Origin of the sequence: Salmonella sp. WC3 (assembly GCF_042932255.1) — a bacterium.
Classification (GTDB): Bacteria; Pseudomonadota; Gammaproteobacteria; order Enterobacterales; family Enterobacteriaceae; genus Salmonella; species Salmonella enterica.
In genome coordinates, this window is the sequence record NZ_CP170629.1 from 4,413,805 (window position 1) to 4,432,485 (window position 18,681).

Annotated in this window: 14 protein-coding genes, 4 tRNA genes and 1 pseudogene; 4 read left to right on the forward strand and 15 right to left on the reverse strand. The window is 51.0% G+C overall.

From position 1 onward, the window contains the following. A complete protein-coding gene (gene thiG / locus ACFK9X_RS21590) occupies positions 1-771 on the forward strand; it encodes a thiazole synthase (protein WP_151117667.1) in 771 nt (256 codons plus the stop codon). Next, on the forward strand, positions 768-1,901 hold the full coding sequence (thiH, locus tag ACFK9X_RS21595; RefSeq protein ID WP_020437389.1) for a 2-iminoacetate synthase ThiH: 1,134 nt from the start codon (positions 768-770) through the stop codon (positions 1,899-1,901). Before thiG ends, thiH begins: the two co-directional genes overlap by 4 nt. 220 nt (positions 1,902-2,121) lie before the next feature. On the opposite strand, the pseudogene ACFK9X_RS21600 reads toward thiH, so the two are convergent. Continuing rightward, positions 2,122-3,150 (reverse strand): annotated as a pseudogene (locus ACFK9X_RS21600) (type III secretion system effector arginine glycosyltransferase SseK1). 380 nt (positions 3,151-3,530) lie between these two features. On the opposite strand from ACFK9X_RS21600, the gene ACFK9X_RS21605 reads away from it, so the two are divergent. Further along, on the forward strand, positions 3,531-3,875 hold the full coding sequence (locus ACFK9X_RS21605) for a hypothetical protein (RefSeq protein ID WP_001583962.1): 345 nt from the start codon (positions 3,531-3,533) through the stop codon (positions 3,873-3,875). A 1-nt stretch (position 3,876) separates the two neighbouring features. On the opposite strand, the gene ACFK9X_RS21610 is transcribed toward ACFK9X_RS21605, so the two are convergent. The 14 genes from ACFK9X_RS21610 to ACFK9X_RS21675 form a co-directional block, all read right to left on the reverse strand. Further along, positions 3,877-4,203: a hypothetical protein gene (locus ACFK9X_RS21610; protein WP_077906257.1), complete on the reverse strand. Its 327-nt coding sequence runs from the start codon at positions 4,201-4,203 to the stop codon at positions 3,877-3,879. Between the two features lie 41 nt (positions 4,204-4,244). Beyond that, a complete protein-coding gene (gene rpoC / locus ACFK9X_RS21615; RefSeq protein ID WP_000653965.1) occupies positions 4,245-8,468 on the reverse strand; it encodes a DNA-directed RNA polymerase subunit beta' in 4,224 nt (1,407 codons plus the stop codon). Between the two features lie 76 nt (positions 8,469-8,544). Further along, entirely contained in the window at positions 8,545-12,573 is a 4,029-nt protein-coding gene (gene rpoB / locus ACFK9X_RS21620) for a DNA-directed RNA polymerase subunit beta (RefSeq protein ID WP_151117669.1), read from the reverse strand. A gap of 317 nt (positions 12,574-12,890) precedes the next feature. Further along, complete coding sequence (gene rplL, locus ACFK9X_RS21625) at positions 12,891-13,256, reverse strand: 50S ribosomal protein L7/L12 (protein WP_000028882.1); 366 nt, start codon at positions 13,254-13,256, stop codon at positions 12,891-12,893. Between the two features lie 66 nt (positions 13,257-13,322). Next, positions 13,323-13,820 (reverse strand): 50S ribosomal protein L10, encoded by a 498-nt coding sequence (gene rplJ / locus ACFK9X_RS21630; protein WP_001207203.1) that lies wholly within the window; start codon positions 13,818-13,820, stop codon positions 13,323-13,325. A 419-nt stretch (positions 13,821-14,239) separates the two neighbouring features. Beyond that, positions 14,240-14,944 (reverse strand): 50S ribosomal protein L1, encoded by a 705-nt coding sequence (rplA, locus tag ACFK9X_RS21635; RefSeq protein WP_076926005.1) that lies wholly within the window; start codon positions 14,942-14,944, stop codon positions 14,240-14,242. A gap of 3 nt (positions 14,945-14,947) precedes the next feature. Then, positions 14,948-15,376, reverse strand: coding sequence for a 50S ribosomal protein L11 (gene rplK, locus ACFK9X_RS21640; protein ID WP_001085926.1), 429 nt, complete (start codon positions 15,374-15,376; stop codon positions 14,948-14,950). Between the two features lie 157 nt (positions 15,377-15,533). Further along, positions 15,534-16,079 carry a transcription termination/antitermination protein NusG gene (gene nusG / locus ACFK9X_RS21645; RefSeq protein ID WP_117053070.1) on the reverse strand — a complete coding sequence of 182 codons (546 nt, stop codon included), beginning with the start codon at positions 16,077-16,079 and terminating at the stop codon, positions 15,534-15,536. A 1-nt stretch (position 16,080) separates the two neighbouring features. Next, a complete protein-coding gene (secE, locus tag ACFK9X_RS21650) occupies positions 16,081-16,464 on the reverse strand; it encodes a preprotein translocase subunit SecE (RefSeq protein WP_001275691.1) in 384 nt (127 codons plus the stop codon). A gap of 229 nt (positions 16,465-16,693) precedes the next feature. Continuing rightward, a complete protein-coding gene (gene tuf / locus ACFK9X_RS21655) occupies positions 16,694-17,878 on the reverse strand; it encodes an elongation factor Tu (RefSeq protein ID WP_000031748.1) in 1,185 nt (394 codons plus the stop codon). 115 nt (positions 17,879-17,993) lie between these two features. After that, positions 17,994-18,069: transfer RNA gene (locus ACFK9X_RS21660), tRNA-Thr, on the reverse strand. A 6-nt stretch (positions 18,070-18,075) separates the two neighbouring features. Beyond that, positions 18,076-18,150 (reverse strand) — tRNA-Gly (locus ACFK9X_RS21665). Between the two features lie 116 nt (positions 18,151-18,266). Next, positions 18,267-18,351, reverse strand: a tRNA-Tyr gene (locus ACFK9X_RS21670). An 8-nt stretch (positions 18,352-18,359) separates the two neighbouring features. Next, positions 18,360-18,435 (reverse strand) — tRNA-Thr (locus ACFK9X_RS21675). Positions 18,436-18,454: 19 nt separating this feature from the next. Between ACFK9X_RS21675 and ACFK9X_RS21680 the strand changes: the two genes are divergently transcribed. Beyond that, positions 18,455-18,628 (forward strand): hypothetical protein, encoded by a 174-nt coding sequence (locus ACFK9X_RS21680; RefSeq protein ID WP_001621476.1) that lies wholly within the window; start codon positions 18,455-18,457, stop codon positions 18,626-18,628. Positions 18,629-18,681 lie beyond the last annotated feature (53 nt).

Sequence of the window (18,681 nt, forward strand, 5' to 3'; positions counted from 1 at the left end):
ATGTTACGTATTGCCGACAAAACGTTTGATTCACATCTGTTCACCGGTACCGGGAAGTTTGCCTCATCGCAACTGATGGTCGAGGCAATTCGCGCCTCCGGCAGCCAGTTGGTGACACTGGCGATGAAGCGCGTGGATTTACGTCAGCACAACGACGCTATCCTGGCGCCGCTGATTGAAGCGGGCGTCACGCTGCTGCCCAATACCTCCGGGGCGAAAACCGCCGAAGAGGCAATCTTCGCCGCCCAACTGGCGCGCGAAGAGCTGGGAACCCACTGGCTGAAATTAGAAATCCATCCGGACGCCCGCTGGCTGCTGCCGGATCCGATCGAAACGCTAAAAGCCGCCGAGGCGCTGGTGAAGCAGGGTTTTGTGGTGCTGCCCTACTGCGGCGCGGATCCGGTGTTGTGCAAGCGGCTGGAAGAGGTCGGCTGCGCGGCGGTGATGCCGCTCGGCGCGCCTATCGGTTCGAATCAGGGGCTGGAAACCAAAGCGATGCTGGAGATTATTATCCAGCAGTCCACCGTGCCGGTGGTGGTTGATGCGGGCATTGGAGTGCCCAGCCATGCGGCGCAGGCGCTGGAAATGGGCGCTGATGCGGTGCTGGTCAACACGGCGATTGCCTTGGCGGACGATCCGGTAATGATGGCAACCGCTTTCCGCCTGGCTGTAGAAGCGGGAGTACTGGCGCGTCAGGCGGTGCCGGGTAATCGTAGCACCTACGCCAGCGCCACCAGCCCGTTCACCGGATTTCTGGAGGCCCTGTCATGAAAACCTTCAGCGACCGTTGGCGGCAACTGGAGTGGGACGATATTCGCCTGCGCATCAACGGTAAAACCGCCGCCGACGTGGAGCGCGCGCTAAACGCCGCGCATCTTAGCCGGGACGATTTGATGGCGTTGCTCTCCCCCGCCGCCGCCGATTATCTGGAACCGATGGCGCAGCGGGCACAAAGGCTGACCCGACAACGCTTTGGCAACACCGTCAGTTTCTACGTGCCGCTTTATCTCTCAAACCTCTGCGCCAATGACTGTACCTACTGCGGTTTTTCGATGAGCAACCGCATTAAGCGTAAAACGCTGGATGAGGTGGATATTCAAAGGGAGTGCGATGCTATCCGTAAACTGGGCTTTGAGCATCTGTTGCTGGTGACTGGCGAACATCAGGCCAAAGTAGGAATGAACTATTTTCGCCGCCATTTACCGGCTATCCGCCGTCAATTTTCATCATTACAGATGGAAGTCCAGCCCTTGTCGCAAGAAAACTACGCGGAGCTCAAAACGCTGGGGATCGATGGCGTGATGGTTTATCAGGAAACTTACCATGAGGCAATCTATGCACAGCATCACCTGAAGGGAAAGAAACAGGACTTTTTCTGGCGGCTGGAAACGCCGGATCGGTTAGGCCGGGCAGGTATCGACAAAATCGGTCTTGGAGCGCTAATTGGTCTGTCGGACAACTGGCGGGTGGATTGCTATATGGTGGCGGAGCATCTGTTGTGGATGCAGAAACACTATTGGCAGAGTCGCTATTCTGTTTCCTTCCCGCGTCTGCGTCCGTGTACTGGCGGTGTGGAACCCGCATCTGTGATGGATGAAAAGCAACTGGTGCAAACGATTTGCGCTTTCCGGTTACTGGCGCCAGAAATTGAGCTATCGCTTTCTACCCGCGAATCGCCCTGGTTCCGAGACCATGTGATTCCTCTGGCAATCAACAACGTCAGCGCCTTCTCAAAAACGCAGCCCGGCGGCTACGCTGACGATCATCCGGAACTGGAGCAGTTTTCTCCCCACGATGCCCGTCGGCCTGAAACAGTAGCAAGCGCGTTAAGCGCGCAAGGATTGCAGCCCGTCTGGAAAGACTGGGACAGTTGGCTGGGGCGCGCTTCGCAAACGCGGTGAACCCGTATGTAAACGCATTAGTATTTCACGAACGAGTACATAATGCGAAAAACGGGAGATTGTTATCGACCTCCCGTTTTTTTATGTCCGTTCTGAACAGCACTGCGATTTTAAAGTTGGCTGTAGTAGAGAAAACTGAGCATCAAATATTTTTTCGCCGAAACTTGATAGTTTATGCCAATATTTTATGTATTCAATAGCATGATTATTGCCATTTCCACTACTGCACATGCCTAGCCCATGAACTTTGCGTAAACTGACTGGTATTCATTATAATGTTATCATGCTTAAACTCAATAAAATCGCAAAAAGAATTATAATCTTCATTTAAAGAATAATTAAAATGTTTTCTAATTCCATTACATACACCATCGGAATAGGGATCAGCATCAAATTTAGTATGCATTATTTCCAATCCAGCAAGTAAAGCCGGGTGGTTATTGCGATCAACAGCTATTATCCCGTTCTCCATAGAAGCACGGCCATCTATCCTTTCTACATGAACAGCGATTCCATCCGGAATATATATACCCCCCAGTTTTTCCGTGATAATCATATCAGCATCGAGATATATACACCCACTATTTGTTGATAAATCATAACACCCAACCTTATCCGCCTCCAAAAATAACTGACCAGCCTTTAACATAGCCATATTCCTGTAAAAATCAAACCATCCATGGCCTTCATCCAGTAAGTAAGATTTAATTAATGAATCATTACCCTCTTGAATATCACTCAATTCTTTTTTTAATAGCTGCAGTAAATGATAATCCCTTTTTTCTTCTGGCATGGACTATTGCTTAGAAATATTTTCCATATAAATTTCTGATAATTTTTTATCGTACATGCTAAAGTCAATATCATTTCTATATATGACTTTTATGTTTTCATAGTCATACTCAAGTTTTGAAAAAGCATCCTTTTGTCCTGGAAAAAAATCACCATCTACAAAAATACCTATAAGACGTTCTTTTTCAATTGTTGCTGCTTTAATGATATTGTTAAGGTAGGGGTTTTTCTCTGTGTTAATTATAGGTATATCATTTTTCCCAAAGCGAGTAGGATTCCGCTCAAACCACTGGAAAAGAAGAGGGGTTTTCTCATCTAAAAAGCACAAGGGATAATCTTTTCCATTAAAACTTGTAAACTGAATGCCCCTGTTGGTAACAGTTTTAACCAATTCATTTTTTGAAAGCGCGGGAACATATCTATTTAATGGTGGAATCATAACAATTAAATGCTCCATGCTTACTTCATTACATATTTTACATGATGATTATTAGCACATGTTTTTTAGCGTTGCAATCGCTGTCAGCTAAAAGATGCTAAATTAAGCATTAACCGGTGGATACATAAATACCCTACTAGTGAGCAATTAAATAAATAGCTTGTTAACTTTATTTTTATTCCAGAAATGACATCATATTTATAATTCCTGTAATAAGGTAAAACAAAGACCTTAATGGAATTAAATGCTTCATTTAATGATTTAAAATTTCCCGCGTAAACAACCAATAAAACAGGTTTATCATTTAATGTATGAACAGCAGGCATTTTATAATGGCGAGCCAATAGACTTTAATAACTTAGATTTATGGGATAAATTTAAAGTCACATTTGGACACAATGTTACAGAAAAAATCAAACCCAATGGTAAAAAATTTCAATTTTGAGTATTGTGGATTCTCTACTTTTATTACGCCGGTTGATGGCGTTGGCGGGATTTTAGCAAAGTGGCTCTCAAACAAACATAATGTGATTGTCCCAACGCCTTATACATTCGGTCAAGACCCCATTCCTGGCGTCAATCTTTATCGTAATACAAAAGCAAAATTTGTTATGGCTAACGGCGGTAATAGTCTTCCCTGTGCGATGGCAAAATATAATGCAACAACTGGACAATTTATTCATATAACCAGTGACAATGAGTTTTCACAAATAATGCGAGAAACAAGAGTCATGAAAAAATAATTCATTTATTCATTAAATTTATAATTACAGATAAAATCAAGAGCCAGCATGGCATTGAAAAATAAAATACGGCTTTTTTATCCGCGCTGGTTTTGACTTGATGAAGAATAACGGTGGCGACAATAATAATAAGACAATAAATAAATATAAGTAATGATTTATGGTGAAGTATATATAACGATAGAAACAATAAAAAAGCGGACAGAACGTTTGAAATGGTTATCTTTTTTGTAAATACCAAAAGACTAAACATTAAATAGATTAATGAAATAATCGCTGGCATTTTCTTTCCTTGTAGGCAAGCGACCCGGAATTCGGCATCCAGCATGAAGCTGGTGGAGGGACAAATACCCCTCCACCATTTAACGATTACTCGTTATCAGAACCGCCCAGACCTGCGTTCAGCAGCTCTGCCAGGCTTGCAGATGCATCTTCCGCAGTGACCTGCGGTGTTGCTGGCTGCTCGCCCGCGGCGCGACGGCGCATACGATCCTGGTGGTACGCATAACCGGTACCGGCCGGAATCAGACGACCCACGATAACGTTCTCTTTCAGGCCGCGCAGTTCGTCGCGTTTACCCGCAACGGCTGCTTCGGTCAGGACACGCGTGGTCTCCTGGAACGATGCGGCAGAGATGAACGATTCGGTTGCCAGAGACGCTTTGGTGATACCCAGCAGATCGCGGGAGAAGGTAGCCCCCACTTTGCCGTTCGCTTCCAGCTCGCGGTTAGCGATCTTGACGCGAGAGTATTCAACCTGTTCGCCTTCCAGGAAGTCGGAACTACCGGCGCTTTCGATGGTCGCTTTACGCAGCATCTGACGAACGATAACTTCGATGTGTTTATCGTTAATCTTAACGCCCTGCAGACGGTATACATCCTGAACTTCGTTAACAATGTAACGCGTCACAGCATGAACGCCACGCAGACGCAGAATGTCGTGCGGCGCTTCCGGACCATCGGAAATCACATCACCACGTTCTACACGTTCACCTTCGAACACGTTGAGCTGACGCCATTTCGGAATCATCTCTTCGTACGGGTCACTACCATCAACCGGCGTAATCACCAGACGACGTTTGCCTTTGGTTTCTTTACCGAAGGAAACGATACCTGCGATTTCAGCAAGGATTGCCGGTTCTTTCGGACGACGCGCTTCGAACAGGTCGGCAACGCGCGGCAGACCACCGGTGATATCCTTGGTACCGCCGGATTCCTGCGGAATACGCGCCAGGGTGTCACCAGAACTGATCTGTACGCCATCTTCCAGCTGTACAATCGCTTTACCCGGCAGGAAGTACTGCGCAGGCATATCGGTACCCGGGATCAGAACGTCATTACCCTGAGCATCAACGATTTTCAGCGCCGGACGCAGATCTTTACCACCGGTAGTACGTTCAGCCGAATCCAGAACCACCAGCGAAGACAAACCGGTCAGTTCGTCGGTCTGACGCGTAATGGTCTGACCGTCGATCATGTCAGTGAAGCGGATGAAACCACTCACTTCGGTGATAACCGGCATGGTGTGCGGGTCCCAGTTTGCCACGGTTTCGCCGCCGGCAACCTGCTCGCCATCACCTTTCGCCATGACAGCGCCATAAGGCACTTTATAGCTCTCTTTGGTACGACCGAATTCGTCGATCAGCTTCAGTTCGGTGTTACGGGAAGTGATAACCAGTTTACCGCTGGAGTTCACAACCGACTTCACGTTGCTGAGCTTGATGCTACCTTTGTTCTTAACCTGGATGCTAGATTCAGCAGCCGCACGCGATGCCGCACCACCGATGTGGAACGTACGCATCGTCAGCTGTGTACCCGGTTCACCGATGGACTGTGCCGCGATAACGCCGATAGCTTCACCTTTGTTGATGATGTGGCCACGCGCCAGGTCACGACCATAGCAGTGCGCACATACACCAAAGTCGGTGTCGCAGGATACAACGGAACGCACTTTAACGGCGTCAACGGAGTTTGCTTCCAGCAGGTCACACCACTGTTCGTGCAGCAGCGTGTTGCGTGGAACCAGAATGTCCGCGGTACCCGGTTTCAGCACATCCTCCGCCGTCACACGACCCAGAACGCGGTCACGCAGCGGCTCTTTCACGTCGCCACCCTCGATAACCGGGGTCATCAGGATACCTTCGTGCGTACCACAGTCATCTTCGGTCACCACCAGATCCTGCGCGACGTCAACCAGACGACGGGTCAGATAACCGGAGTTCGCGGTTTTCAGTGCGGTATCCGCCAGACCTTTACGCGCACCGTGCGTGGAGATGAAGTACTGGAGTACGTTCAGACCTTCACGGAAGTTCGCGGTGATTGGCGTTTCGATGATGGAGCCATCCGGCTTCGCCATCAGACCACGCATACCGGCCAGCTGACGAATCTGTGCCGCAGAACCACGCGCACCGGAGTCGGCCATCATGTAGATGCTGTTGAAGGAAACCTGCTGCTCTTCCTGGCCATCACGGTTAATCACGGTTTCGGTTTGCAGGTTATCCATCATCGCTTTGGATACACGATCGTTCGCCGCAGCCCAGATATCGATAACTTTGTTATAGCGTTCGCCAGCGGTTACCAGACCGGACTGGAACTGCTCCTGGATCTCAGCAACTTCAGCTTCCGCCTCAGAGATGATCTCGTGTTTTTTCTCCGGGATGACCATGTCATCAATACCAACGGACGCACCTGAACGCGCTGCATAAGCAAAGCCGGTGTACATCGTCTGGTCCGCAAAAATAACGGTCGGTTTCAGGCCCAGAATACGGTAGCAAGTGTTCAGCATTTTGGAGATCGCTTTCTTGCCCAGCGCCTGGTTGACGATGGAGAAAGGCAGACCTTTCGGTACGATCATCCACAGAATGGCGCGACCAACGGTCGTGTCTTTCAGGCTGGTGTGCGCAACGAATTCGCCGTTTTCATCTTTTTCATATTCAGTGATACGCACTTTAACGCGCGCATGCAGAGAGGCCAGACCTGCGCGATAGATACGCTCAGCTTCTTTCGGGCCAGTCAGCACCATGCCTTCGCCTTTGGCGTTAACACAGTCACGGGTCATGTAGTACAGACCCAGTACCACGTCCTGAGACGGAACGATGATAGGTTCGCCGTTCGCCGGAGACAGGATGTTGTTGGTAGACATCATCAGCGCACGCGCTTCAAGCTGGGCTTCCAGCGTCAGCGGTACGTGAACAGCCATCTGGTCACCATCGAAGTCGGCGTTATAGGCCGCACACACCAGCGGGTGCAGCTGGATAGCTTTACCTTCGATCAGTACCGGTTCAAATGCCTGGATACCCAGACGGTGCAGAGTCGGCGCACGGTTCAGCAGTACCGGGTGTTCGCGGATAACTTCGTCCAGGATATCCCAAACGACAGCTTCTTCACGCTCAACCATTTTCTTCGCGGCTTTGATGGTGGTGGCAAGGCCACGCAGTTCCAGCTTGCCGTAGATGAACGGTTTGAACAGCTCCAGCGCCATTTTCTTCGGCAGACCGCACTGGTGCAGACGCAGGTATGGACCTACGGTGATAACAGAACGACCGGAGTAGTCAACACGCTTACCGAGCAGGTTCTGACGGAAACGACCTTGTTTACCTTTGATCATGTCGGCCAAAGATTTCAGAGGACGCTTGTTAGAACCGGTGATCGCACGACCGCGACGACCGTTATCCAGCAGGGCGTCAACCGCTTCCTGCAGCATACGTTTTTCGTTACGTACGATGATGTCCGGCGCAGCCAGATCCAGCAGACGCTTCAGACGGTTGTTACGGTTGATCACGCGACGATACAGATCGTTCAGATCTGACGTGGCGAAACGACCACCATCCAGCGGAACCAGCGGACGCAGATCTGGCGGCAGAACCGGCAGAACGGTCAGGATCATCCACTCTGGCTTGTTGCCAGACTGTACGAACGCTTCCAGCAGTTTGATACGCTTGGTCAGCTTTTTACGCTTGGTTTCGGAATTGGTTTCATTCAGCTCTTCGCGCAGAGTTTCACACTCTTGCTCCAGATCCATGCTCTTCAGCAGGGCCTGGATAGCTTCCGCACCCATCTTCGCGTCGAATTCGTCACCGAACTCTTCCAGCGCGTCCAGATACTGCTCTTCAGTCAGGATCTGTTGACGTTCCAGGTTGGTCATACCGCCTTCGATAACCACATAAGATTCGAAGTACAGTACGCGTTCGATATCACGCAACGGCATATCGAGCAGCAGACCGATACGGGACGGCAGCGATTTCAGGAACCAGATGTGAGCAGTCGGAGACGCCAGCTCGATGTGGCCCATACGCTCACGGCGTACTTTGGTCTGGGTCACTTCAACGCCGCACTTCTCACAAATAACACCACGGTGTTTCAGGCGCTTGTACTTACCGCACAGGCACTCGTAGTCTTTTACCGGCCCAAAGATACGGGCGCAGAAAAGGCCGTCACGCTCAGGTTTGAACGTACGGTAGTTGATGGTTTCCGGCTTTTTAACTTCACCGAAAGACCATGAACGGATCATGTCTGGCGAAGCCAGAGCAATTTTGATCGCATCAAACTCTTCGGTTTTAGTCTGCGCTTTCAGAAACTTTAATAAATCTTTCACGGATTTGCTCCCGTCGGAGTTAGCACAATCTGGTGTCGGGTTTTATCCCGACACCAGTGACCTGTTTGAGCGAGAATTACTCGTCTTCCAGTTCGATGTTGATGCCCAGCGAGCGGATTTCTTTCAACAGAACGTTGAAGGATTCCGGCATACCCGGTTCCATCTGATGGTTGCCGTCCACGATGTTCTTATACATCTTGGTACGACCGTTCACGTCATCAGACTTAACGGTGAGCATTTCCTGCAGGGTGTAGGCGGCGCCGTAAGCTTCCAGCGCCCACACTTCCATCTCCCCGAAGCGCTGACCACCGAACTGCGCCTTACCACCCAGCGGCTGCTGAGTAACCAGGCTGTAAGAACCGGTAGAACGCGCATGCATCTTGTCATCAACCAGGTGGTTCAGTTTCAGCATGTACATGTAACCGACGGTTACCGGACGTTCGAACTGTTCACCCGTACGGCCATCGAACAGGGTGATCTGACCGGAGGTCGGCAGGTCACCCAGTTTCAGCAGCTCTTTGATTTCCGCTTCTTTCGCACCGTCGAACACTGGTGTGGCAATCGGCATACCTTTACGCAGGTTTTCTGCCAGACGCAGCACTTCATCATCGCTGAAGGTGCTCAGGTCGACTTTCTGACGAACGTCGGCGCCCAGATCGTAGGCACGCTGGATGAATTCGCGCAGTTTGGCGACTTCCTGCTGCTGTTTCAGCATGGCGTTAATCTTGTCGCCAATACCTTTCGCAGCCATACCCAGGTGGGTTTCCAGAATCTGACCGATGTTCATACGAGACGGTACGCCCAGCGGGTTCAGTACGATGTCTACCGGCGTGCCGTTTTCATCGTAAGGCATGTCTTCGATCGGGTTGATCTTAGAGATAACACCCTTGTTACCGTGACGACCTGCCATCTTATCACCCGGCTGGATACGGCGTTTAACGGCCAGATAGACCTTCACGATCTTCAGCACGCCCGGCGCCAGATCGTCGCCCTGGGTGATTTTACGGCGCTTCGCTTCAAGTTTTTTCTCGAACTCGTGTTTCAGTTCGTCATACTGCTCAGCCAGTTGTTCCAGCTGATTTTGTTTCTCTTCGTCGGTCAGACCGAGTTCCAGCCAGCGGTCGCGCGGCAGTTTGTCGAGCTTCTCAGCTTCAACGCCGCCGGACACCAGCACCGCACGGATACGGCTAAACAGGCCCGCTTCGAGGATCTGCAGTTCTTCAGACAGGTCTTTTTTCGCCTGCTTGAGCTGCATCTCTTCGATTTCCAGAGCACGTTTGTCTTTTTCTACGCCATCGCGAGTAAAGACCTGAACGTCGATAACCGTACCGGAGACACCGTTAGGTACGCGCAGAGAAGAGTCTTTAACGTCAGACGCTTTCTCACCGAAGATCGCACGCAGCAGTTTCTCTTCCGGCGTCAGCTGGGTTTCACCTTTCGGCGTCACCTTACCGACCAGAATGTCGCCGCCGGTCACTTCCGCGCCGATGTAAACGATACCGGATTCATCCAGTTTGGAGAGCGCAGCTTCACCCATGTTCGGGATATCAGCGGTGATCTCTTCCGGCCCCAGCTTGGTGTCACGGGACACGCACGCCAGTTCCTGAATGTGGATGGTGGTGAAACGGTCTTCCTGAACCACACGCTCGGATACGAGGATGGAGTCTTCGAAGTTGTAGCCGTTCCACGGCATGAACGCCACGCGCATGTTCTGACCGAGCGCCAATTCACCGAGGTCGGTGGACGGACCGTCTGCCAGCACGTCGCCGCGTTCAACCGGCTCGCCCAGAGACACACATGGCATCTGGTTGATACAGGTGTTCTGGTTAGAGCGGGTGTATTTGGTCAGGTTATAGATGTCGATACCCGCTTCGCCCGGGTACATCTCGTCTTCGTTAACTTTGATAACGATACGGGATGCATCCACGTACTGAACAGTACCGCCACGTTTAGCTACTGCAGTAACACCGGAGTCGACGGCGACAGCACGTTCCATACCGGTACCCACCAGCGGCTTATCAGCACGCAGAGTCGGAACCGCCTGACGTTGCATGTTCGCACCCATCAATGCACGGTTGGCGTCATCGTGTTCCAGGAACGGGATCAGGGACGCACCGACGGAGACCACCTGCTGGGTGGAAACGTCCATGTAGTCAACCTGGTCACGGCTGAACAAGCTGGATTCGCCTTTGCTACGGCACGTTACCAGGTCTTCTACAAAGTGGCCTTCGTCATCCAAGTTGGAGTTCGCCTGAGCGATAACGTAGTTGCCTTCTTCGATAGCAGACAGGTAATGAATTTCGTCAGTGACCACGCCATCAACCACACGACGGTACGGCGTCTCAAGGAAGCCATATTCGTTAGTCTGTGCGTACACGGACAAGGAGTTGATCAGACCGATGTTCGGACCTTCCGGAGTTTCGATAGGACATACGCGACCGTAGTGCGTCGGGTGTACGTCTCGAACTTCGAAGCCTGCGCGTTCGCGGGTCAGACCGCCTGGGCCGAGTGCGGAGATACGACGTTTGTGCGTAATCTCAGACAGCGGGTTGTTCTGGTCCATAAACTGAGACAGCTGGCTGGAACCAAAGAACTCTTTCACTGCGGCGGAAATCGGCTTGGCGTTGATCATATCCTGAGGCATCAGGGTATCCAGATCGCCCAGAGACAGACGCTCTTTCACCGCACGCTCTACACGCACCAGGCCAACGCGGAACTGGTTTTCCGCCATTTCGCCGACGGAACGGATACGACGGTTGCCGAGGTGGTCGATATCATCCACTTCGCCTTTACCGTTACGGATATCGATGAGCTTCTTCATGACATCAATGATGTCGTCTTTGCTCAGGATACCGGAACCTTCGATTTCGTCGCGCAGCAGAGAACGGTTGAACTTCATACGACCCACCGCAGACAGGTCATAGCGGTCTTCGGAGAAGAACAGGTTCTCGAACAGGCTTTCAGCCGCTTCGCGTGTCGGCGGCTCACCAGGGCGCATCATGCGGTAGATTTCTACCAGCGCGCTCAGACGATCGTTGGTTGGGTCGACGCGTACCGTTTCAGAAATGTACGGGCCGTGGTCCAGATCGTTGGTAAACAGCGTTTCGATACGCTTGTGGCCGGACTGGCTCAGCTTAGCCAGCAGATCCAGGCTCAGCTCCATGTTCGCCGCGCAGATCAGCTCGCCAGTGGATTCGTCAACGTAGTCTTTAGAGACGACTTTACCTGCGATGTACTCAACCGGAACTTCGATATGCTTGATATCGTCTTTTTCCAGCTGACGGATATGACGCGCGGTAATGCGACGGCCTTTTTCAACGTACACCTTGCCGTTAGCTTCGATATCGAACGACGCGGTTTCGCCGCGCAGACGTTCTGGAATCAGCTCCATCTGCAGCTTGTTGTCGCGAATTTCGAAGACGACTTTCTCAAAGAACAGGTCAAGGATCTGCTCAGTGGTGTAGTTCAGCGCACGCAGGATGATGGTCGCAGGCAGTTTACGGCGACGGTCGATACGCACGAACAGGTTGTCCTTCGGATCGAATTCGAAGTCCAGCCAGGAACCACGGTAAGGAATGATGCGCGCGTTATACAGCACTTTACCCGAAGAGTGGGTTTTACCTTTGTCGGAGTCAAAGAAGACGCCCGGACTACGGTGCAGCTGAGAAACGATAACACGCTCAGTACCGTTGATAACAAAGGTACCGTTGTCGGTCATGAGCGGAATTTCGCCCATGTAGACTTCTTGTTCTTTAATGTCTTTAACGGTGCCTTCCGGCGCTTCGCGCTCGTAGATCACCAGACGCAGTTTTACGCGCAGCGGTGCGGAATAGGTCACGCCACGGATCTGACATTCCTGAACGTCAAACACCGGTTCGCCAAGGCGGTAGCTGACGTACTGCAGCTCGGAATTACCGCTGTAGCTCTGAATCGGGAACACGGAACGGAAGGCTGCTTCCAGGCCGTACTGCCCTTCAGGATCTTGCTCGATAAACTTCTGAAACGAGTCAAGCTGGATAGAAAGGAGATAAGGTACATCCAGAACTTGTGGACGTTTACCAAAATCCTTACGAATACGTTTTTTCTCGGTATAGGAGTAAACCATAGGGTTCCTCAGCTCGCTGACAAGTCGACCCATCTGTCCTGCGGGGGACAGTTTGTGCAACACTATTTTGTTGACCGGAAAATGGATACTTTCCGCAATGCCTGTTGCTATCACGCTTAAACCATTTCATTGCGATTTACACAGAACGTACGCTCTGTCGCAGTATATTAAGTCGTCGATAGAAACAAGCATTGAAAGGCACAGCAGTAGTCAAACAGTGTGAAACGCTACTGGCGCCTTACAGCGCAAAAAGGCTGGTGACTAAAAAGTCACCAGCCATCAGCCTGATTTCTCAGGCTGCAACCGGAAGGGTTGGCTTATTTAACTTCAACTTCAGCGCCAGCTTCTTCCAGAGATTTTTTCAGTGCTTCAGCGTCATCTTTGCTCACGCCTTCTTTCAGAGCGGCCGGAGCAGATTCTACCAGGTCTTTAGCTTCTTTCAGACCCAGGCCAGTTGCGCCACGTACTGCTTTGATAACAGCAACTTTGTTAGCGCCAGCAGCTTTCAGAATTACGTCGAATTCAGTTTTTTCTTCAGCAGCTTCAGCCGGGCCAGCAGCTACAGCTACAGCAGCAGCAGCGGAAACACCGAATTTTTCTTCCATTGCAGAAATCAGTTCTACAACGTCCATTACGGACATAGCGGATACTGCTTCAATGATTTGATCTTTAGTGATAGACATTTAAATTGTTCCTGAATATCAGAATAAGTTTATACGTAAGCAAATGCTTGATAAAGACAACTGCGATTACGCAGCTTCTTTTGCATCGCGTACAGCAGCCAGTGTGCGAACCAGTTTGCCAGCCGAAGCTTCTTTCATGGTTGCCATCAGGCGTGCAATTGCTTCTTCGTAGGTCGGCAGAGTTGCCAGGCGGTCGATCTGAGACGCCGGGATCAGCTCACCTTCAAAGGCTGCAGCTTTGACCTCAAATTTTGCATTCGCTTTCGCGAACTCTTTGAACAGACGAGCAGCAGCGCCCGGGTGTTCCATAGAGTATGCAATCAGGGTCGGACCAACAAACGTGTCTTTCAGGCACTCGAACTGAGTACCTTCAACGACGCGGCGCAGCAGGGTGTTACGAACAACACGCATGTATACGCCAGCTTCACGACCTGCTTTACGCAGTTCAGTCATTTTATCTACAGTTACGCCACGGGAATCCGCAACTACTGCAGACAGCGCGCCTTTGGCTACTTCGCTGACTTCAGCAACAATCGCTTGTTTGTCTTGAAGATTTAAAGCCATTAGCTTTGCTCCTGGATGTTTGCCGGAACTCATGTTCCGGAACTCACTTCACTCATCTCAACGAGAAGAGCGTCTTAATACGGTGAGCAGAAACAAGCCAGAGTATCAAAAATAATCTTAGCGTTCTGTCACCGTCTACGCAGGGGATTAAGCCTCTTGCGAGACGCCTGCGGTCTTCGACGGAGGCCTGGATAGGCCAGGCTCCAACGAACAAATTCTTTCTATGACTTCATCCTTTGAACCGCAGCTGTGTTAGCTGCGCTCGTTCACACCAGTCACATAGTTAACTATGCTCCTGGCGACTCACTCACTTGCTGCCTTGCTGCAATTCAAATGACTCGTATAGTGCTCTGTTATATTTCAACAGAATCGTGGGGGTAATATTGTAGACAAAATCACCGCCCACGTAAAGACTAATCTTAGTTCGCAGATGCGCTCAGACCAGCCTGATCAACGGCAACGCCAGCACCCATGGTGGTGGAGATGCTAACTTTCTTGATGTACACGCCTTTCGCCTGGCTCGGTTTTGCTTTTTTCAGCGCAACCAGCAGAGCTTCCAGGTTTTCTTTCAGTTTGTCAGCGTCAAAGTCCACTTTACCGATGGTGGTGTGGATGATGCCGTTTTTGTCGTTACGGTAACGAACCTGACCTGCTTTAGCGTTCTTAACCGCTTCAGCAACGTTCGGAGTTACGGTACCGACTTTCGGGTTTGGCATCAGGCCGCGCGGACCCAGAACCTGGCCCAGCTGGCCAACAACGCGCATTGCATCCGGGGATGCGATAACAACGTCGAAGTTCATTTCGCCTTTCTTGATCTGGTCAGCCAGATCTTCCATACCTACCAGCTCAGCGCCAGCAGCTTTAGCTGCTTCAGCGTTCGGGCCCTGGGTAAATACGGCAACGCGAACAGAACGGCCAGTACCGTGCGGCAGTACAGTCGCGCCACGAACGCTCTGGTCAGATTTACGAGCGTCGATGCCGAGGTTAACGGCAACGTCAACGCTTTCGTTGAATTTAGCAGTGGCCAGCTCTTTCAGCAGGGCAATAGCTTCGTTGATGTCGTACTGTTTGGTCGCATCAACTTTTTCACGGATCACGCGCATACGCTTGGTCAGTTTAGCCATTTCTTAGTCCTCCACTACCAGGCCCATGGAACGTGCAGTACCTTCGATGGAGCGAGTCATCGCTTCAATGTCGGCACCAGTCATGTCGGCAGCTTTGGTCTGCGCGATTTCCTGCAGCTGAGCGCGGGAAATTTTACCTACTTTGTCTTTGTTCGGCTTGCCGGAACCAGACTTGATACCAGCCGCTTTTTTCAGCAGAACAGCTGCCGGAGGCGTTTTGGTAACAAAGGTGAAAGAACGGTCAGCGTAAACGGTAATAACAACCGGAATCGGCAGACCTTTTTCGATGGAATCCGTTTTTGCGTTGAACGCTTTGCAGAATTCCATGATGTTCACACCCTGCTGACCCAGTGCTGGACCAACCGGCGGACTCGGGTTCGCCATACCAGCTGCAACCTGCAGCTTGACGTAGGCTTGTACTTTCTTAGCCATTCTAAATTCCTCGAATTGGGTAGTATCGCTTCAAAGAAGCTCCCCGTGATAAATATCGCTTTATGGGCATAAGGCCCATAAAAACAAAAGGCGCGAAATTGTATGTCAATTTCGCGCCCTATGCAACGATTAGATCGCTGCTTTTTTGATCGCAGCCTTACGCTTTCTCAACCTGGCTGAAGTCCAGCTCTACCGGGGTCGCACGACCGAAGATAGAAACAGACACTTTCAGGCGAGACTTCTCATAATCAACTTCTTCGACAACGCCGTTAAAGTCTGCGAACGGACCGTCGTTAACACGAACCATTTCACCCGGTTCAAACAGAGTTTTCGGCCGCGGCTTATCGCCAACCTGCTGCAGGCGGTTCATGATCGCATCGACTTCTTTGTCGCTGATCAGCGCCGGACGGTCAGAGGTACCGCCGATAAAGCCCATCACACGCGGCACGCTGCGCACCAGGTGCCAGCTTGCGTCGTTCATGACCATCTGGACCAGAACGTAACCCGGGAAGAATTTGCGTTCGCTTTTGCGACGCTGGCCGCCACGGATCTCAACGACTTCTTCAGTCGGCACCATGACTTCGCCAAACAGCTCTTCCATATTGTGTAATTTGATATGCTCGCGCAGCGATGTGGCTACGCGGCCTTCAAAACCGGAAAACGCCTGAACGACGTACCAGCGCTTTTTAGGTGCTTCAGACATCTCAGAACCTCAGGCCAGTGATAAAGGATACCAGGCGAACCAGAATACCATCCAGTCCCCACAGGATCAGTGACATAACTGCGGTAACCGCAGCGACGATCAGCGTGGTGTGCAGCGTTTCCTGGCGAGTCGGCCAAATGACCTTACGGACTTCGGTTCTCGCTTCACGGGCAAAAGCAACGGTTGCTTTACCTTTTGTCGTCAACAGCGCGACACCACCCGCTGCAGCAATCAGAATTACTACGGCCAGCGCACGCAGCGGCAGCATCATGTCGCGATAGAGGTAGTTGCCGACGATTGCGACGATCAGCAATATGGCAACAACTATCCACTTCATCGCTTCCAGGCCGCGCCCGCTCCCTTGAGCTTCGGTATTCGCACTCATAAACCAACCTGTCAGAAGTATTCTACAAACATTTTCACCCCGCAATCGCGAGGCAATCCAAATCGAAACGCTTATTCGCCTTTCGGATTATACGCCCTCTACAGAGCCTGTCTCAGCAATGATTATGACAAATAAAATCACTGATGAGCCAGGTTCTGGTGTGAAAGCGTGCAAAAAGGGCATCAAATGATGCCCTTTTATTGCGCATTGCGTCAAATGTTATCAGCGATTAGCCGAGAACTTTAGCAACAACGCCCGCGCCAACGGTACGGCCGCCTTCACGGATTGCGAAACGCAGACCGTCGTCCATCGCGATCGGGTGGATCAGGGTAACAACCATTTTGATGTTGTCGCCCGGCATTACCATCTCTACGCCTTCCGGCAGTTCGATGGTGCCAGTCACGTCAGTAGTACGGAAGTAGAACTGCGGACGGTAGCCTTTGAAGAACGGAGTATGACGGCCGCCTTCATCTTTGGACAGAATGTACACTTCAGATTCGAACTTGGTGTGCGGCTTGATGGTGCCCGGCTTAGCCAGTACCTGACCACGTTCGATTTCTTCACGTTTGATACCACGCAGCAGAACACCTACGTTCTCACCGGCACGGCCTTCGTCCAGCAGTTTGCGGAACATTTCAACGCCAGTACAGGTAGACTTCTGAGTCTCTTTGATACCAACGATTTCAACTTCTTCGCCCACTTTGATGATACCGCGCTCTACACGACCGGTAACAACGGTACCACGACCGGAGATGGAGAATACGTCTTCGATCGGCAGCAGGAACGGCTTGTCAATCGCACGCTCTGGTTCCGGAATATAAGAATCCAGGAAGCCAGCCAGTTCGATGATTTTCGCTTCCCACTCTGCGTCGCCTTCCAGCGCTTTCAGAGCAGAACCACGAACGATCGGAGTGTCGTCGCCCGGGAAGTCGTACTGAGATAGCAGTTCGCGAACTTCCATTTCAACCAGTTCCAGCAGCTCTTCGTCATCAACCATGTCGCATTTGTTCAGGAACACGATGATGTACGGAACGCCTACCTGACGACCCAGCAGGATGTGCTCACGGGTCTGCGGCATCGGACCGTCAGTCGCAGCAACAACCAGGATCGCGCCGTCCATCTGAGCAGCACCGGTGATCATGTTTTTAACATAGTCGGCGTGCCCCGGGCAGTCTACGTGTGCGTAGTGGCGGGTCGGGGTATCGTATTCAACGTGAGAAGTGTTGATGGTGATACCACGCGCTTTTTCTTCCGGCGCGTTATCGATCTGGTCGAATGCGCGAGCGGCACCGCCGTAGGTTTTAGCCAGTACGGTAGTAATGGCAGCGGTCAGCGTTGTTTTACCATGGTCAACGTGGCCGATAGTACCGACGTTAACGTGCGGTTTTGTACGTTCAAACTTTTCTTTAGACATCGATTGTCCCTCTAAGACACGGATAAATCGGTGATATCACCACATCAACCAGGCAACACGCCCGACTTGTTGAATGCTAATAAACAGAAGAGAAAAACAGGAAGGAGAAAAGAAGTGGTGCTGATAGGCAGATTCGAACTGCCGACCTCACCCTTACCAAGGGTGCGCTCTACCAACTGAGCTATATCAGCACATCTTGGAGCGGGCAGCGGGAATCGAACCCGCATCATCAGCTTGGAAGGCTGAGGTAATAGCCATTATACGATGCCCGCATCCTGGAACTCGGCTACCTGATTTTCATTCTGCACTGAATATCGAGAGAAACTCTCTTTATTCGAGCCGGTAAGCGAACTTATCGTCTCGGGCTGCGCCATCGCGCGGCCGAAAATGGTGGTGGGGGAAGGATTCGAACCTTCGAAGTCTGTGACGGCAGATTTACAGTCTGCTCCCTTTGGCCGCTCGGGAACCCCACCGGACTTGATGGTGCCGACTACCGGAATCGAACTGGTGACCTACTGATTACAAGTCAGTTGCTCTACCTACTGAGCTAAGTCGGCATCAAGTAGCGCGCATTCTATGGAGACCTGCGTGCTCATGCAACTAAAAAATTGCATAAAATGTTCTATCGCTCACATTTTGCGCTATAAGAGACAAAAATGCTCTAATTTCAAACAAGAGAGCATAAATTTTCGGCATTTTACCGACCGTCTGACCAGGATACGACGCGGCATTTCAACGTTCCGTCGATAGAAAGCAATCTTCTGTATCTGGTATATTCGTCACATTGCTTCTCAGGGATAGCT

Excerpts from the sequence above, each read along its gene's own strand:
- thiG (WP_151117667.1), top strand. The coding sequence starts at position 1 with ATGTTACGTATTGCCGACAAAACGTTTGATTCACATCTGTTCACCGGT.
- thiH (WP_020437389.1), top strand. The coding sequence starts at position 768 with ATGAAAACCTTCAGCGACCGTTGGCGGCAACTGGAGTGGGACGATATT.
- ACFK9X_RS21605 (WP_001583962.1), top strand. The coding sequence starts at position 3,531 with ATGTTACAGAAAAAATCAAACCCAATGGTAAAAAATTTCAATTTTGAG.
- ACFK9X_RS21610 (WP_077906257.1), bottom strand. The coding sequence starts at position 4,203 with ATGCTGGATGCCGAATTCCGGGTCGCTTGCCTACAAGGAAAGAAAATG.
- rpoB (WP_151117669.1), bottom strand. The coding sequence starts at position 12,573 with ATGGTTTACTCCTATACCGAGAAAAAACGTATTCGTAAGGATTTTGGT.
- rplL (WP_000028882.1), bottom strand. The coding sequence starts at position 13,256 with ATGTCTATCACTAAAGATCAAATCATTGAAGCAGTATCCGCTATGTCC.
- rplJ (WP_001207203.1), bottom strand. The coding sequence starts at position 13,820 with ATGGCTTTAAATCTTCAAGACAAACAAGCGATTGTTGCTGAAGTCAGC.
- rplA (WP_076926005.1), bottom strand. The coding sequence starts at position 14,944 with ATGGCTAAACTGACCAAGCGTATGCGCGTGATCCGTGAAAAAGTTGAT.
- rplK (WP_001085926.1), bottom strand. The coding sequence starts at position 15,376 with ATGGCTAAGAAAGTACAAGCCTACGTCAAGCTGCAGGTTGCAGCTGGT.
- nusG (WP_117053070.1), bottom strand. The coding sequence starts at position 16,079 with ATGTCTGAAGCACCTAAAAAGCGCTGGTACGTCGTTCAGGCGTTTTCC.
- secE (WP_001275691.1), bottom strand. The coding sequence starts at position 16,464 with ATGAGTGCGAATACCGAAGCTCAAGGGAGCGGGCGCGGCCTGGAAGCG.
- tuf (WP_000031748.1), bottom strand. The coding sequence starts at position 17,878 with ATGTCTAAAGAAAAGTTTGAACGTACAAAACCGCACGTTAACGTCGGT.
- ACFK9X_RS21680 (WP_001621476.1), top strand. The coding sequence starts at position 18,455 with ATGGAGACCTGCGTGCTCATGCAACTAAAAAATTGCATAAAATGTTCT.